The sequence below is a fragment of the Streptomyces canus genome, assembly GCF_030816965.1.
Taxonomy (GTDB): Bacteria; Actinomycetota; Actinomycetes; order Streptomycetales; family Streptomycetaceae; genus Streptomyces; species Streptomyces canus_E.
The window spans coordinates 1,548,673-1,561,796 of record NZ_JAUSYQ010000002.1 but is presented as its reverse complement, the minus strand read 5'-3'; the positions used below and the strand labels follow the sequence as shown (position 1 = coordinate 1,561,796).

Annotated in this window: 17 protein-coding genes and 1 riboswitch; of the genes, 5 read left to right on the top strand and 12 right to left on the bottom strand. The window is 71.0% G+C overall.

Going from position 1 to position 13,124, the window contains the following annotated elements; translation table 11 throughout:
- Window position 1 precedes the first annotated feature (1 nt).
- Window positions 2-814, bottom strand: coding sequence for an ABC transporter ATP-binding protein (locus tag QF027_RS08180; RefSeq protein ID WP_307073695.1), 813 nt, complete (start codon window positions 812-814; stop codon window positions 2-4).
- Window positions 815-1,023: 209 nt separating this feature from the next.
- Here QF027_RS08180 and QF027_RS08175 point away from each other — a divergent pair, with 209 nt between their 5' ends.
- Both QF027_RS08175 and QF027_RS08170 read left to right on the top strand, forming a co-directional pair.
- Window positions 1,024-1,248, top strand: coding sequence for a hypothetical protein (locus tag QF027_RS08175; protein WP_007380443.1), 225 nt, complete (start codon window positions 1,024-1,026; stop codon window positions 1,246-1,248).
- Window positions 1,245-1,619, top strand: coding sequence for a hypothetical protein (locus tag QF027_RS08170; RefSeq protein ID WP_057610595.1), 375 nt, complete (start codon window positions 1,245-1,247; stop codon window positions 1,617-1,619). The genes QF027_RS08175 and QF027_RS08170 overlap by 4 nt, the downstream gene beginning before the upstream one ends.
- On the opposite strand, the gene QF027_RS08165 is transcribed toward QF027_RS08170, so the two are convergent.
- The 4 genes from QF027_RS08165 to bioB all read right to left on the bottom strand — a co-directional run bounded on the left by QF027_RS08165 (window position 1,620) and on the right by bioB (window position 5,646).
- Window positions 1,620-2,309 (bottom strand): class I SAM-dependent methyltransferase, encoded by a 690-nt coding sequence (locus QF027_RS08165; protein ID WP_307073693.1) that lies wholly within the window; start codon window positions 2,307-2,309, stop codon window positions 1,620-1,622.
- A 176-nt stretch (window positions 2,310-2,485) separates the two neighbouring features.
- A complete protein-coding gene (gene bioD, locus QF027_RS08160) occupies window positions 2,486-3,202 on the bottom strand; it encodes a dethiobiotin synthase (RefSeq protein WP_307073691.1) in 717 nt (238 codons plus the stop codon).
- Window position 3,203: 1 nt separating this feature from the next.
- Window positions 3,204-4,490, bottom strand: a complete 1,287-nt coding sequence (locus QF027_RS08155; RefSeq protein WP_307073688.1) for an adenosylmethionine--8-amino-7-oxononanoate transaminase — start codon at window positions 4,488-4,490, stop codon at window positions 3,204-3,206.
- The gene (bioB, locus tag QF027_RS08150) at window positions 4,483-5,646 is read right to left on the bottom strand and encodes a biotin synthase BioB (protein WP_306984708.1); all 1,164 of its coding nucleotides are present in this window, start codon (window positions 5,644-5,646) and stop codon (window positions 4,483-4,485) included. The genes QF027_RS08155 and bioB overlap by 8 nt, the downstream gene beginning before the upstream one ends.
- A 148-nt stretch (window positions 5,647-5,794) precedes the next feature.
- On the opposite strand from bioB, the gene QF027_RS08145 reads away from it, so the two are divergent.
- Entirely contained in the window at window positions 5,795-6,922 is a 1,128-nt protein-coding gene (locus QF027_RS08145) for an 8-amino-7-oxononanoate synthase (protein ID WP_307073685.1), read from the top strand.
- Between the two features lie 38 nt (window positions 6,923-6,960).
- Here the strand turns inward: QF027_RS08145 and QF027_RS08140 are convergent, their stop codons facing one another.
- Entirely contained in the window at window positions 6,961-7,182 is a 222-nt protein-coding gene (locus QF027_RS08140) for a DUF397 domain-containing protein (RefSeq protein ID WP_059207621.1), read from the bottom strand.
- 9 nt (window positions 7,183-7,191) lie between these two features.
- Window positions 7,192-8,052, bottom strand: coding sequence for a helix-turn-helix domain-containing protein (locus QF027_RS08135; RefSeq protein WP_307073683.1), 861 nt, complete (start codon window positions 8,050-8,052; stop codon window positions 7,192-7,194).
- A gap of 214 nt (window positions 8,053-8,266) precedes the next feature.
- Between QF027_RS08135 and QF027_RS08130 the strand changes: the two genes are divergently transcribed.
- Complete coding sequence (locus QF027_RS08130; RefSeq protein ID WP_306984717.1) at window positions 8,267-8,725, top strand: ATP-binding protein; 459 nt, start codon at window positions 8,267-8,269, stop codon at window positions 8,723-8,725.
- Window positions 8,726-8,731: 6 nt separating this feature from the next.
- Here the strand turns inward: QF027_RS08130 and QF027_RS08125 are convergent, their stop codons facing one another.
- The gene (locus QF027_RS08125) at window positions 8,732-9,646 is read right to left on the bottom strand and encodes a LysR family transcriptional regulator (protein WP_306984719.1); all 915 of its coding nucleotides are present in this window, start codon (window positions 9,644-9,646) and stop codon (window positions 8,732-8,734) included.
- Between the two features lie 87 nt (window positions 9,647-9,733).
- Between QF027_RS08125 and QF027_RS08120 the strand changes: the two genes are divergently transcribed.
- The gene (locus tag QF027_RS08120) at window positions 9,734-10,354 is read left to right on the top strand and encodes a LysE family translocator (protein ID WP_307073681.1); all 621 of its coding nucleotides are present in this window, start codon (window positions 9,734-9,736) and stop codon (window positions 10,352-10,354) included.
- On the opposite strand, the gene QF027_RS08115 is transcribed toward QF027_RS08120, so the two are convergent.
- From QF027_RS08115 to QF027_RS08100, 4 genes are all read right to left on the bottom strand, one after another.
- Window positions 10,290-10,892: a DUF6328 family protein gene (locus QF027_RS08115; protein WP_307073679.1), complete on the bottom strand. Its 603-nt coding sequence runs from the start codon at window positions 10,890-10,892 to the stop codon at window positions 10,290-10,292. The two genes, QF027_RS08120 and QF027_RS08115, sit on opposite strands and share 65 nt — an antisense overlap.
- Before the next feature lie 94 nt (window positions 10,893-10,986).
- Entirely contained in the window at window positions 10,987-11,460 is a 474-nt protein-coding gene (locus QF027_RS08110; RefSeq protein ID WP_306984724.1) for a C40 family peptidase, read from the bottom strand.
- 3 nt (window positions 11,461-11,463) lie between these two features.
- Window positions 11,464-11,597, bottom strand: a riboswitch (cyclic di-AMP (ydaO/yuaA leader).
- A 414-nt stretch (window positions 11,598-12,011) separates the two neighbouring features.
- On the bottom strand, window positions 12,012-12,317 hold the full coding sequence (locus QF027_RS08105) for a hypothetical protein (RefSeq protein ID WP_306984726.1): 306 nt from the start codon (window positions 12,315-12,317) through the stop codon (window positions 12,012-12,014).
- A 7-nt stretch (window positions 12,318-12,324) separates the two neighbouring features.
- The gene (locus QF027_RS08100) at window positions 12,325-12,960 is read right to left on the bottom strand and encodes an ATP-dependent Clp protease proteolytic subunit (protein ID WP_307073677.1); all 636 of its coding nucleotides are present in this window, start codon (window positions 12,958-12,960) and stop codon (window positions 12,325-12,327) included.
- Window positions 12,961-13,124: the final 164 nt, after the last annotated feature.

The following is a 13,124-nucleotide window of genomic DNA, read 5'->3' as shown; positions in this document are numbered from 1 at the left end:
TTCAGGCCTCCCCGGCCCCGGGTGCCTCCTGGGACTGACTCCGGATCACGTCGAACCGCTTCATGCGTTCCAGTACGGCCTCCGCGGTGGGCCGCTCCATGCGGTCCACGACCCGCCCGTCCGCCAGGAACAGCACTACGTCCGAGTGGGCCGCGGCGCCCGGGTCGTGGGTGACCATGACGACCGTCTGACCGAGCTGGTCGACGGCCTCGCGCAGGAACCCGAGGACCTCCAGTCCCGCCCGTGAGTCGAGGTTGCCGGTCGGCTCGTCCGCGAAGATCAGCTCGGGCCGGGAGGCGAGCGCGCGGGCACAGGCGACGCGCTGTTGCTGACCGCCCGAGAGCTGCGACGGCCGGTGCCCCAGCCGGTCCCGCAGCCCCAGGGTGTCGATGACCTGGTCCAGCCACTTCTCGTCGGGCTTCTTGCCCGCGATGTCCATGGGCAGGGTGATGTTCTCCGCCGCGTTCAGTGTCGGGATCAGGTTGAACGACTGGAACATGAACCCGATCCGGTCCCGGCGCAGCCTGGTCAGCTCGCGCTCCTTGAGCCCCGTGATCTCGGTGTCGCCGAGCCACACCTGACCGGCCGACACGGTGTCGAGCCCCGCCAGACAGTGCATCAACGTGGACTTGCCTGAGCCCGAGGGCCCCATGACCGCGGTGAAGCGGCCACGCGCGATGTCCACGTCCACCGAGTCCAGGGCGAGCACGGCCGTCTCGCCCGAGCCGTACGCCTTGGTCAGACCGCGGGCGCGGGCCGCGAACCCGTCGGCCGGAACGGCACCGGGAGCGTGCTCGGCAGCAGCTGTGGACAAGGCTCTCTCCTCGCTCGTGGATGGCGCTCGCGGACCGGCTGGTCCCATCCGGCCGAGCGTAATGTGATCCACCCCACACCCGGTATCCCCCGTGCGGTCGAGACGGTCTCCACCCCAGGTCGCGCCCCCGATACCGATGTAAGGGACACATTCCACCCGAGGGTGGACCCCCCTTGCGGGTGCTAGCGTTTCGGCGCTAGCTTCAAACCATGGCGAAGACTCAGTTGAACGTGCGGGTGGACGAGGGCACCGCCCGCGCCGCCCGTGAACGTGCCCTCGCCCGTGGCGTGAGCGTCAACCGCTACATCGAGGAGCTGGTCATGAAGGACACCGGTGAAGCGGGCCAGGCCTTCGTGGAGGCCGCGGCCGACTTCATGAAGCAGTACGAATCCGTCTTCGCGGAGGAGTTCGGCAAGGATCACGAGACTCGTTGAGCGATCTGCACATCGATCTCGCCTGGCTTCTGATGCTCGCCGAGCAGAAGACCCCGGGTGACCCCCAGGTCATCGACTGGGGCGCCCTGGTCGCCGCCGTGGCACGGCACCAGGCCGAGATATTCGACATCCCCGTCTACGACAGCCCGCATCTGCGCGCCGCCGCGCTGCTGCAACTGCTCATCCATGTCCCGGCGCTGGAGCGCACCAACGCGCTCTTCGCGTGCGCGGTCGGGTACGCCTATCTCGTCGCGAGCGGACTCAGGGTCGTCACCTCGCCCGAGCTCGTCCGTGACCTCGCCAAGGTGGCCAAGAAGGGCGACGCCTCGTTGCACGACATCGCGCGCGAGCTGCAGAGGTGGACCCTGTGATCAGCGCTGAGCCGACGGTGGCCGCCAGGCGGTGCCCAGCACGCAGAAGGACGTAGGCAGCGTGGGCCCCTTCTCCGGCATCAGCACGCTTCGGTAGGGGCCGAGTTCGAACCCCGCGTCGCGCAGCGCGGCGACCGGCTCGCGGGCCAGATGGCAGCCGCCGTTCAGCGCGGGCCACACCGTGCGGTCCAGGGCGCGCTGGGTGAAGCGCATCGCCGGGCCGCCGCCCCTGCCGTGCTCGAAGAACCGCACGGCCCCGCCGGGCCGCAGCACCCGGCGCACCTCGCCGAGTGCGCGCGGCACATCGCGCACACTGCACAGCACCAGAGAGATCACCACGGCGTCGAAGGCCTCGCTCTTGACGGGCAGCGCCTCCGCGGCGCCGGGCACCACGTCGACCGGCACCTCGCAGCGCAGGGCGGCCTCCACCGCCAGCTGCCTGAGCCGGCGCTCCGGTTCGATCGCCACGACCTCGGAGACGGTGCCGGGATAGTGCGAGAAGTTCAGGCCGTTGCCCGCGCCGATCTCGATCACCCGCCCGGACAGCCCGGTGAGCAGCCGTTCACGCACCCCGGCCATGCCCCACCTGCTCTCGGCGGTGACACTGACCCGGGCGTAGTACCGGGCGAACAGCGGATGGTGAACGGGGTCCCGCGACACCTTGCCGGAACCTGCGGACCGCGGCGCCATGGCAGTCTCCCTCACCGGACAGGACTGACCTCACCGCAATTGTCCCCCGCGGAACCCCGTCGCATCCCTGCGGACGCTCACCGCACGAAGTAGCGCACCGGATCGTAGACGCCGTAGTCGTTGTTCATGCCGGTGTGCGGGACGCAGCCGACGTCGTAGAGCTCACCGGGGGTGGTTCAGGGAGCCTCACGCATCCCGAACGCCTCCGCGTCCCACGTTCCGTCCAGTCGCGGTGCCAGCCACCCCGGCGCCGCGGCACGGAAGTCGGCCGGGGCCAGCCGGCCGGCGCCGGCCGGCAGGGCGCCGAGCAGCGGAGCCCCGGACACGTCCGGCAGGTCCGCGAGGTTGCAACGCGAGGCGAGATCGGGGGAGCCGGGCCAGCTGCCGATCACCACACCCGCCAGGTCCAGCTTGCGGTGGCGGAGTTCACGGGCCGTCAGCTCCGTGGTGTTCAGCGTGCCCAGGCCCGCCGACGCCACGACCAGGACCGGCGCCCGCAGCAGCTCCGCCGCGTGGGCCAGTGTCCCGCCCTCATGGTCGAAGCGGACGAGCAGCCCGCCGGCCCCCTCCACGAGCACCAGGTCGTGCTCGGTGGCCAGTTCGGCGGCGGCCTCGGCGACCTCATGAGGGCGCACCGGCTTCAGACCGGCCCGCCGAGCGGCCGTGGCCGGGGCCAACGGCTCGGGATAGCGGGCGACTTCGGCCTTCGTCACGGCACCCGCGAGCCGCGCCACCTCGTCGGCGTCCCCGGGCTCGTCCGGCCGTACGCCGGTCTGCGCGGCCTTGAGGACGGCGACCGTCCGTCCGGCGGCGAGCGCCGCGGCGGCGACAGCGGCCGTGGCGACGGTCTTGCCGACCTCCGTGCCCGTCCCCGTGATCACCAGTACCGGCATGTCATCCCTCCAGAGCGGCGGCGCACACCGCACGCGCGATCCGTGCCACGTCCTCGTCTCCCGTGACGTACGGCGGCATCGTGTAGACGAGGTCGCGGAACGGCCGCAGCCACACGCCCTCGCGTACGGCGGCCTCGGTCGCGGCCTTCATGTCGACGTCGTGGTCCAGCTGGACGACCCCGATGGCGCCCAGCACCCGTACGTCCCGCACGCCAGGCAGCTCACGAGCCGGCTCCAGCCCCTCCCGCAGTCCGGCCTCGATCCGCTTGACCTCCGCGAGCCAGTCCTGCCCGAGCAGCAGTCCGATCGAGGCGCAGGCCACCGACGCGGCGAGCGGGTTGCCCATGAAGGTGGGGCCGTGGGCCAGTACCGGCACCTCGCCCCGTGAGATGCCGTCGGCCACGCGAGGCGTGCACAGGGTCGCCGCCATCGTCATATAGCCGCCGGTCAGCGCCTTGCCCACACACATCACGTCCGGCGTGACCGCGGCGTGCTCCGCGGCGAACAGGGCGCCCGTGCGCCCGAATCCGGTCGCGATCTCGTCGAACACCAACAGCACGTCGTGCGCGTCGCACGCCTCGCGCAGCACCCGCAGATACGCGGGGGAGTGGAACCGCATCCCGCCCGCACCCTGCACCACCGGCTCCACGATCACCGCGGCCAACTCGTCGGCGTGCCGCCCGATCGCCGCACGCAGCCGATCGGCGTACGACTCCTCGTACTCGGCAGGAGGAGCGTCCACGAACACCTGGCGGGGCAGGACCCCGGACCACAGCTCGTGCATCCCGCCCTCGGGGTCGCACACCGACATGGGCTGCCAGGTGTCACCGTGGTAGCCGCCGCGCCAGGTCAGCAGGCGCTGCTTGCGCGTACGGCCCAGCGAGCGCCAGTACTGCAGGCACATCTTCACCGCGACCTCGACCGACACCGACCCCGAGTCGGCGAGGAAGACATGCTCAAGGCCGTCCGGAGACATGTCGACAAGGAGCTTCGCGAGCCGGACGGCGGGCTCGTGGGTGAGCCCGCCGAACATCACATGGCTCATCCGCCCGAGCTGCTCCCGAGCCGCCTCGTTCAGCACCGGGTGGTTGTAGCCGTGGATCGCCGACCACCAGGAGGACATGCCGTCCACCAGCTCGGGGCCCTCGGTGAGCCGCAACCGCACCCCGCTCGCCGACTCCACGACGAGCGGGTCGGCCCGGCCGGGCATCGGACCGTAGGGATGCCACACGTGCCGCCGGTCGAGCGCCAGCAACTCCGTCACCGGCAGGCCGGGCAGATCAGGCATTGGGCGCGAGATCCGTTCCGGCGCCTCGGCGGCGTACGGCGACCAGATCCGTACGGGGCTCGCTCACCGTCGGCGCGGCCGAGGCGGCCGTACCGCATACCCCGCCGCCCGCGTGCGACCCGCAGTCCGCGCTCTCGTGACAACCGCCGGTCACCCGGTGCTCCGGCAGCGTCACCTCGCCCGCGCCCTCCACCTCGAAGCCGGCGTCGGCGATCATCTCCAGGTCGGCCTTGCCGGCCTGGCCCTCGGTGGTGAGGTAGTCGCCGAGGAAGATTGAGTTGGCGAGGTTGAGAGCGAGGGGCTGCATGGTGCGCAGATGTACCTCGCGGCCGCCCGCGATGCGTACCTCGACGTCCGGGCAGACGAAGCGGACCATCGCCAGAATGCGCAGGCAGCGCTGCGGGGTGAGGTTCCACTCCTTGGCCAGCGGGGTGCCCTCGACCGGGATCAGGAAGTTGACCGGAACGGAGTCGGGGTCCAGCTCGCGCAGCGAGTAGACGACGTCGACCAGGTCCTCGTCGCTCTCGCCCATGCCGGCGATCAGGCCCGAGCAGGCGGACAGCCCGGCCGCGTGCGCCTTGTTCACGGTGTCGACCCGGTCGGCGTAGGTGTGCGTGGTCGTGATGTCGCCGTAGGTCGACTCGGACGTGTTGAGGTTGTGGTTGTAGGCGTCCGCGCCCGCCTCGCGTAGCCGCTCGGCCTGGCCGTCGGAGAGCAGACCGAGACAGGCGCACACCTCGACGCCCTCGTTCTGGTCCTTGATCGCCTTGATGGTGCCCGCGACCCGGTCCACGTCACGGTCGGTCGGGCCGCGCCCGGAGGCCACCAGACAGACCCGCTTGGCGCCGCCCGCGAGGCCGGCCGCCGCGGCCTTGGAGGCCTCGTCCGGCTTGAGCCAGGTGTACTTCAGGATGCCGGTCGAGGAGCCGAGCCGCTGGGAGCAGTAGGAGCAGTCCTCGGGGCACAGTCCGGACTTCAGGTTGACGAGATAGTTGAGTTTCACCCGCCGTCCGAACCAGTGCCGGCGCACCTTCCCGGCCGCGGCCACCACATCGAGCAGTTCGTCGTCGGACGTGGCCAGCACGGCCAGCGCCTCCTCGCGGGTCGGCAGCTCGCGCCGAAGCCCCTTGTCCACCAGCGTGTTCAGCAGGTCCATGAGAGCCGATCCTGTCGTACGGACCCGCCCCGGGCCAAGGTAGGGATCGCACAACACACCCGCTGTGACGTGTGGGTATTGCCACACCGTGGGTAGCGTTTGCTGCCGCTAGGGTCTGTCCGTTGTCTACAAAAGTCCCGGAGGACCCATGGCGTTCGGCTGGATCGACGAGCAGGCGGCGGCGCGCCGGCAGGCCGGACTCGTACGGACCCTGCGGCCGCGTCCGGCCGACTCGCCGCTGCTCGATCTCGCGAGCAACGACTACCTGGGCCTGGCCCGCCATCCCGAGGTCGTCGAGGGCGCCGCGGCGGCCGCGCGGACCTGGGGCGGCGGTGCGACCGGGTCCCGGCTCGTCACCGGCACCACCGAGCTGCACGGCGAACTCGAACGCGAGCTGGCCGACTTCTGCGGCTTCGAGGCGGCGCTCGTCTTCTCCTCCGGATACGCGGCGAACCTGGCCGCCGTCACCGCGCTCGCGCCGCACGGCTCGCTGATCGTCTCCGACGCGGGCAACCACGCCTCACTCATCGACGGCTGCCGGCTGGCCCGCGGTACGACCCAGGTCGTCGCGCACGCCGATCCGGACGCGGTGCGCAAGGCACTCGGTACGCACGACGGGCCCGCCGTCGCCGTGTCCGACACGGTCTTCTCGGTCGACGGCGACGCGGCACCCCTGGCCGGCCTCGCCGGGGCGTGCCGGGAGCACGGCGCGGGCCTGGTCGTCGACGACGCCCACGGCCTGGGTGTGCTCGGCGCCGGCGGCCGCGGGGCCCCGCACGCCGCGGGACTCGCGGGCGCCGACGACGTGGTCGTCACGGTCACGCTGTCCAAGTCGCTCGGCAGTCAGGGCGGAGCCGTCCTTGGCCCCGCACGGGTCGTCGAGCACCTGGTCAACGCGGCGCGGACGTTCATCTTCGACACCGGCCTGGCCCCCGCGTCGGCGGGAGCCGCCCTCGCGGCCCTGCGGCTGCTCGGCCGTGAGCCCGAGCGGGCCGCACGCGCGCGCGAGGTGGCGACCGGACTGCACGCACGCCTGACCGCCGCGGGTCTGGAAGCGGTACGTCCGGACGCCGCGGTGGTCTCGGTGCGCGCGCCCTCCGCGGAGGAGGCCGTTCAATGGGCGGCCGACTGCCGTGCCGCCGGGCTCTTCGTGGGCTGTTTCCGGCCCCCTTCCGTGCCCGACGGCATCTCACGGCTCAGGCTGACCGCCCGCGCGGACCTCTCCGAGGAGCAGATCGAACGCGCTGTGCGTGTGATCGGCGAAACACGACCATGAGTCGGCGTGACACGGCCGTGCTTCTGGTGGACTGACGGTCAGAACGCGGCCGTGAAGCCCGCCCAGCTCTCGGGGGAGAAGAGCAGCGCGGGTCCGTCCGGATTCTTGGAGTCGCGTACGGCGAGCAGCCCGGCACATGGCCCGGCCGACGGCCTCGCCGTCTCGACACAGTTGTTCGCTCCGGTGCTGTAGCTGCTGCGCAGCCAGCGCACCTCGGGTAGTTCGGTACTGGAGATGACGTTCCGAGGCAGTGCGGACATGGTGCCTCCTTACGCGCGGCCACCTATCACGGCGAGGTAATCCAACGAGTCCTCGGGCGAAAGGGCGTGGATCTGAAGGGTGTTGAAGGCCTCGGTGTAGGCCTGGAGGTCTTCTTTCCGCTCGAGATAGAGGCTACTCGTCAAGTGGTCGAGAACAACCACATCCAGATCAGAAGTGCGCGAAAATGACAAGATTACGAAAGGCCCGGTGATGCCCACATGCGCCCCGGCCGTGAACGGCAGTACCTGCAGCCGCACTTGAGGCAGCCGCGCCGCCTCCAGGAGCCTCTTCAGCTGCCGGGCCATCACCTCGGGACCGCCGACCTCCCGCCGCAGCACCGCCTCGTCGAGCACGGCGCTCAACTCCAGTGGCGGCTGCGCTCGGAGGATGTCCTGCCGGGCCAGCCGGACCTCGACCAGCGCGTCGAGACGTTCCTCGTCGAGGCCGTCCACCGCGGCCCGGGTCACCGCGCGGGCGTACTCGGGCGTCTGCAACAGCCCGGGCACGACCGAGGTCTCCAGCGTGCGCATCGCGCTCGCCTGGGACTCCAGACTGATGAAGTCCCGGTACGTCGGCGGCAGGACACCGCGGTACGCGTGCCACCAGTGGTGCCGGCCACCGCTCTCGTCGGAACCCGCCAATACCAGCAACAGCTCCCGCAGGTTCGCGTCCGCCACGCGGTAGGCGTCGAGGAGTAGCCGCACATCGGCCGGCTTCACCCCGCTGGCACCGGTCTCGATGCGGCTCACCTTCGACTGGTGCCAGCCCACGAGCCGGGCCGCCTCACCGCTGGTGAGCTCCGCACTCGTGCGCAGCGCGCGCAGTTCGGCGCCCAGCTTCCGGCGGCGCACCGCGGGACCGTGCTGCATGGGGCTACTCCTTACTCCTTACGAGCCGCCCAAATACGGTCTCGCGTCGCAGAGTTCACCGCTTTGAGCGACAGATATATGCACATCTTGGTGGATCGGCACTCGTCACGGCCCCGGTAATGGCACTCTGACGAAGAACCACCAGTCCGGGACCGTACTCGAACCATCCGCACCGTGTCGGGCTTCGGTCCCGTCGGAAAGGGACGACGTCGCCATGGCAGACCACCTGGAAGCATCCGTCACCCTGCCGAGCGAACCCGCTTCGGTCTCCGCGGCCCGCACCTACGTCCTGAGCACACTGGCGGAGTGGGGGCTGCCGTCCACCACGGACGCCGCCGAGACCGTCCGGCTCATCGTCTCCGAACTCACCACCAACGCCGTACAGCACACCTTCGGGCAGTCACCCACCTTCACGGTGGACATCGAGCTGGACCGAGACGAACAACTGCGCATCGGGGTGACCGACAGCCACCCCCGCTTCCCCAAGCGCCTCCCGGCCGCGGTCCAGCAGGACAACGGACGGGGGATGGTGATCATCCGCTGGCTCGCCGCCGAGTACGGCGGCAAGCTGAGAGTCAGGCCCACCCGGGAAGGCGGCAAGACCGTCTCCATCGAACTCCCGTGGACGGTTCCGGTGCAGCCGGTCACGGCGGCGGGGCAGCAGGAGCCGTAGGAGAGCTCATACCGGCCGTGCGCGGCCGAACGCCCCCCGCAGCAGCGCCCGGAAGGCGTCCGCCGCGGGTGCCGCCTCGCCGGCCCGGTGGACAACCGAGATCGTACGGCCCAACGCGCCGGCCTCCAGCAGCCGCGTGCCCACCGGAGTGGCCGCCGTCCGCGCCACCATCTCCGGCACCACCCCGACCCCCAGCCCCGCGCTGGCCAGCGCGCACACGAGGGCGTATCCCGGGGTCGCCACCAGCACCGACGGCGTGGCCCCTGATCGGGCCAGCACCGCCTCCACCTCCCGCCGGGCAGGGTGATCCGGCGCCATGCTGATCAGCGGCTCACCGGCGAGCTCCGCCAGCGGCAGCCGCGTCGAGCCGTCCGCGAGGGCGTGCCCGGGAGCCGTCACGAGGACCAGCTCCTCGGTCAGCAGCGGCTCCGCGCTCAGGGTGGCCGGGAGGGAGGGGGCCTCGCCCGGCTCGTAGGCGTGCGTCAGCGCCAGGTCGATCTCGCCGGCCGCCACCGCGGTGATCCCGTCCGGGGGGTCGTGGAAGGCGACCGACAGCTCCACGTCCGGGTACGCCCGGCGGAACGCGCTCAGCACCGGCGGCAGCAGCTGAATGCCCGCCGTCTGGAAGGTGCCCAGCCTGAGCGTGCCGCCCGCCAGGCCGGTCAGCCGGGCGAGTTCATGCCGGGCCCGGTCCAGCTCGTCCAGCACCCGGCGGGCCCGCGCCACCAGCAACTCACCCGCACCGGTGAGCCGCGCGCCGCGGTGATGACGTACGAGAAGAGCGGTACCCGCCTCCCGCTCCAGCTTGGCCAGCTGCTGGGAGAGGGCGGGCGGGGTATAGCCGAGGCGCTCGGCGGCCCGGGTGATCGAGCCCGCCTCCGCGACGGCGACCAGGGCGGCGAGCCGGACCGGGTCGTACATACCGAGGCCTGCCTAAAGGAGTGCTTAAGGGAAACCCAGATTATCCGACATACCTGCTGAAGGCTCGCCCGCGGCAGGCTGGTCCGCATGGACGGACAGATCATCGCCTTCACCGGGGTCGCCGCCGGCATGGTCGCCATGCCGGGCGCCGACTTCACCGTTGTCGTACGCAACGCCCTGGTCTCCCGCCGGGCCGGGGTCGCCTGCGCGCTCGGCGTCGTGGGCGGGCTACTGGTCCACACGGCGCTCGCGGTGGCCGGGGTCGCCGCGGTGCTCACGGCCGTGCCCGCGCTGTTCCGGGCGCTTCAACTGCTGGGTGGGGGTTATGTGTTGTACCTGGGTGTACGGACCTTGCTGGAGCTGCGGCGGACACGCACGGAGACCGTCGTCGAGGCCGGCGCGGCGCTGCGCCCCCTGCGGCAGGGGTTCGTCACCAACGCGCTCAACCCCAAGGTCCCCATCACCTTCCTCAGCCTGCTGCCGCAGTTCGTGCCCCAGGGGAGCTCCACGCTGCCCAGGACGCTGCTGCTCGCCCTGATCGTGGTCGTTCTCGCGCTGGTGTGGTTCTCGGCGGTGGCCGTGCTCGTGGACCGGCTGGGGCGGTGGCTGCGCCGGCCGCGGGCGGCCCGGGCGGTCACCGGGGTCACCGCGGGCGCGTTGACGGCTCTCGGGGTGATGCTCCTGGCCGAGCCGCTGCTCGCGGCCTGACCACCTCACGCGTCGCCGACGGAGGCGCCGGATGCGGCTGTGCCGTCCTGCGTTCCTCGGTGAGCCCCGCCCGCCGGACCAGCCGGGGGAGCAGCCCCCACAGGCCCAGGCACACCAGCAGGGTCGCCGCGCCCGCGGCCACTCCGCCGGCCCGGCCCGTCGTCACGTCCACCACGAGCAGCACCGACCCGGTGAAGGCGAGCACCAGAACCCCCATGCCGACCGTGGCGAGCCGGGACGAGACCTGCACGATGCGGGCCTTGGCGCCGCGCTGGAAGAGCGAGCGGTGCAGGGCGGCCGGCGCGGTGAACAGGGCCGCCGCGAGTACCGCGAAGAGCAGTGTGGTGACGTACGTGGCGCGCTGGAAGGTGTCGAGGGACGGGAAGCGCTGGGTGAAGGCCAGGGTCAGCAGAAAGGCGAAGAGGATCTGCACCCCGGTCTGGGTGACGCGCAGTTCCTGGAGCAGCTCGCCGAAGTTGCGGTCGGCGCGCTCCAGCGGCGTCTCGTTGCGGGCGGTGCACGGGCGGTGGTCGGCCATGCCGCCACGGGTAACCACCTGAGCCCGTGTCACGCGTGCCGGGAGACCCGAGGGGGCGGCGGGAGGTCAGGTCGCCGCCACCCCCTCGGGGGCGTCACTTGACCCGGCCGTACCAGACGCTCTTCGTCCAGATCTTCTGCAGCCTCACCACGTCCCCGGTCTTCGGGGCGTGCCAGATCTTTCCCTTCCCGGCGTAGATGCCGACGTGGTAGACGTTCGAACCCGAATGGAAGAACACCAGGTCGCCGGCCTTGCGGCTGCCTGAGGAGATATGGCGGGTCTTGTTGTACTGCTGGGCCGCCGTACGAGGCAGCTTCTTGCCCGCCTTCTTGAACGAGTACAGCGTGAGCCCTGAGCAGTCGAAGCGGTGGGGCCCCGTGGCGCCGTACCTGTACGGCGAGCCCTTCTTGGAAGCCGCGACCTTGAGTGCCTTCGTCGCCGGCGTCGCGGCGGCGGCGTCGGCTGCGACACCCGGGACCACGACGGAGCCGCCCACGGCGGCGATGGCGAAGGCCGAGGCCGTACCGGCCCGGACCATCAGCGACGGGACACGATTGAGCGCAGTCATGCGCAACCCTTCGTCAGCCGCCTGTGAAGGATGACCTGTCGGATTCGGGCTGGCGAAGTTGCCCGGCCGCTGACGCGGCTTCACCCCAAGGGCTGCTCGACCCGGTCATGGCGTGACCGTCCCGGCGACCCGTCGTGCCTGGGTCCTCCACTCCTGCCGATCCACTTCTGTCGACCGGTCATCCGGGCGGCGGCAGGACTCGGCGTCCGCCCGGACCGCCCCGCCGCTGCGGCGGGGGCTTGTCGTCAGACGGGATCTTGGCGCACGGATGTCCCAAAAACCCAACGGAACCGGGGGTTTGTGTTGTTACTCACCACTCACCCGTTCGGGTGGACACCTCTTCGAACGGAGGGGTGTCGAGGGCCTCGCAGGCCCCCGGACCAGCACAGAAACTCCTCATTCCGCTCCCGTGCTACGCGTGTTGCGCAACTTGGGGGGTCGTGAAAAAGGAGCCGCGCCTCCTGCAAATGGTGGTACGTCGTTTGGTCCGTTTCAAAGGCCCCCCGGACGCCCCGTCGGACCGCGGGACGCCCGGGAACACTGTCGGTGCGTCAATTGCCTGGTTCGGGCGGGACGGTGACCCGGGACGTGCGCCGCTCGCCGTCCAGCACCCGAAGCGCTCGTGCCAGCGTCGCGGCGTGCAGTTCGCGCTCACCGCGGCCGTGCATCACCACGAGCGCGTCGCGCAGCTCGGCCGCCCTGCTCACCAGCGCCTGCGCCGCGCGCAGTCCGCCATAGGTGTCCTCGCGCCGGGCCGGGTTGATCCGGCCCAGCAGGTCGACCACGTCGAGATAACGGTCGATCAGCTCGCCCTCGGCGCGCGTGAGCGCGGGCAGCGGTGGAAGGTCCGGCACCATGTACGGCTCACCTCGCGTCCGGCGTGGTGCGCGAGGACTTGCGGCTCGGGACGATCGCGTCCGCGAGGCCGTAGTCCAGGGCGCCCTGCGCGTCCAGGATCTTGTCCCGCTCGATGTCCACGCTCACCTGCTCGGGGCTGCGCCCGGTGTGCCGGACGAGCATCTCCTCCAGGCGGGCTCGCACCCGGATCAGCTCGTCGGCCTGGATGGCCAGATCGCTGGCCTGCCCCTGGACCGGCTCGCTCAGTGCGGGCTGGTGGATCACCACCCGGGCACCCGGCAGCACGGAACGCTTGCCCGGGGTGCCGGCGGCCAGCAGCACGGCCGCGGAGGAGCCGGCCTGCCCCAGGCAAGTCGTCTCCACGTCACAGCTGACGTACCGCATCGTGTCGTAGATCGCCGCCATCGCGCTGAACGAGCCGCCGGGGGAGTTGATGTACAGCGAGATGTCCCGGTCCGGGTCCTGGTACTCGAGGTACATGAACTGCGCCATCACATCGTTCGCCGAGACGTCGTCGATCCGGGTCCCGAGGAAGACGATCCGCTCCTCCAGCAGCTTCGAGTACGGATCCATCGTCTGGTGCCCGGAGCTCGTGCGCTCGTGGAACTCGGGCAGGACGTAACGGGCGGTGGGTCGGGCCATGGCGTACCCCTCCTCGCAGCAGGCTGTCCGTAAAAAATGTACAGGACGTACGTGACGTTATGATGGGGGTAGATTCTGGTGATCAAGTCAAATGCCCAGGTCGGAGGGTCTTTATTGCTTCCTGTGGGGGCTCGTGTCTCACGTTCCTGTCACCGTGACGGCTC

Coding starts and splice junctions, on each gene's coding strand:
- QF027_RS08100 (WP_307073677.1), bottom strand. CDS start 12,960: ATGGCCCGACCCACCGCCCGTTACGTCCTGCCCGAGTTCCACGAGCGC.
- QF027_RS08110 (WP_306984724.1), bottom strand. CDS start 11,460: ATGACTGCGCTCAATCGTGTCCCGTCGCTGATGGTCCGGGCCGGTACG.
- QF027_RS08175 (WP_007380443.1), top strand. CDS start 1,024: ATGGCGAAGACTCAGTTGAACGTGCGGGTGGACGAGGGCACCGCCCGC.
- QF027_RS08135 (WP_307073683.1), bottom strand. CDS start 8,052: ATGCAGCACGGTCCCGCGGTGCGCCGCCGGAAGCTGGGCGCCGAACTG.
- QF027_RS08120 (WP_307073681.1), top strand. CDS start 9,734: ATGGACGGACAGATCATCGCCTTCACCGGGGTCGCCGCCGGCATGGTC.
- QF027_RS08105 (WP_306984726.1), bottom strand. CDS start 12,317: ATGGTGCCGGACCTTCCACCGCTGCCCGCGCTCACGCGCGCCGAGGGC.
- QF027_RS08130 (WP_306984717.1), top strand. CDS start 8,267: ATGGCAGACCACCTGGAAGCATCCGTCACCCTGCCGAGCGAACCCGCT.
- QF027_RS08125 (WP_306984719.1), bottom strand. CDS start 9,646: ATGTACGACCCGGTCCGGCTCGCCGCCCTGGTCGCCGTCGCGGAGGCG.
- bioD (WP_307073691.1), bottom strand. CDS start 3,202: ATGCCGGTACTGGTGATCACGGGGACGGGCACGGAGGTCGGCAAGACC.
- QF027_RS08155 (WP_307073688.1), bottom strand. CDS start 4,490: ATGCCTGATCTGCCCGGCCTGCCGGTGACGGAGTTGCTGGCGCTCGAC.
- QF027_RS08145 (WP_307073685.1), top strand. CDS start 5,795: ATGGCGTTCGGCTGGATCGACGAGCAGGCGGCGGCGCGCCGGCAGGCC.
- QF027_RS08140 (WP_059207621.1), bottom strand. CDS start 7,182: ATGTCCGCACTGCCTCGGAACGTCATCTCCAGTACCGAACTACCCGAG.
- QF027_RS08115 (WP_307073679.1), bottom strand. CDS start 10,892: ATGGCCGACCACCGCCCGTGCACCGCCCGCAACGAGACGCCGCTGGAG.
- bioB (WP_306984708.1), bottom strand. CDS start 5,646: ATGGACCTGCTGAACACGCTGGTGGACAAGGGGCTTCGGCGCGAGCTG.
- QF027_RS08165 (WP_307073693.1), bottom strand. CDS start 2,309: ATGGCGCCGCGGTCCGCAGGTTCCGGCAAGGTGTCGCGGGACCCCGTT.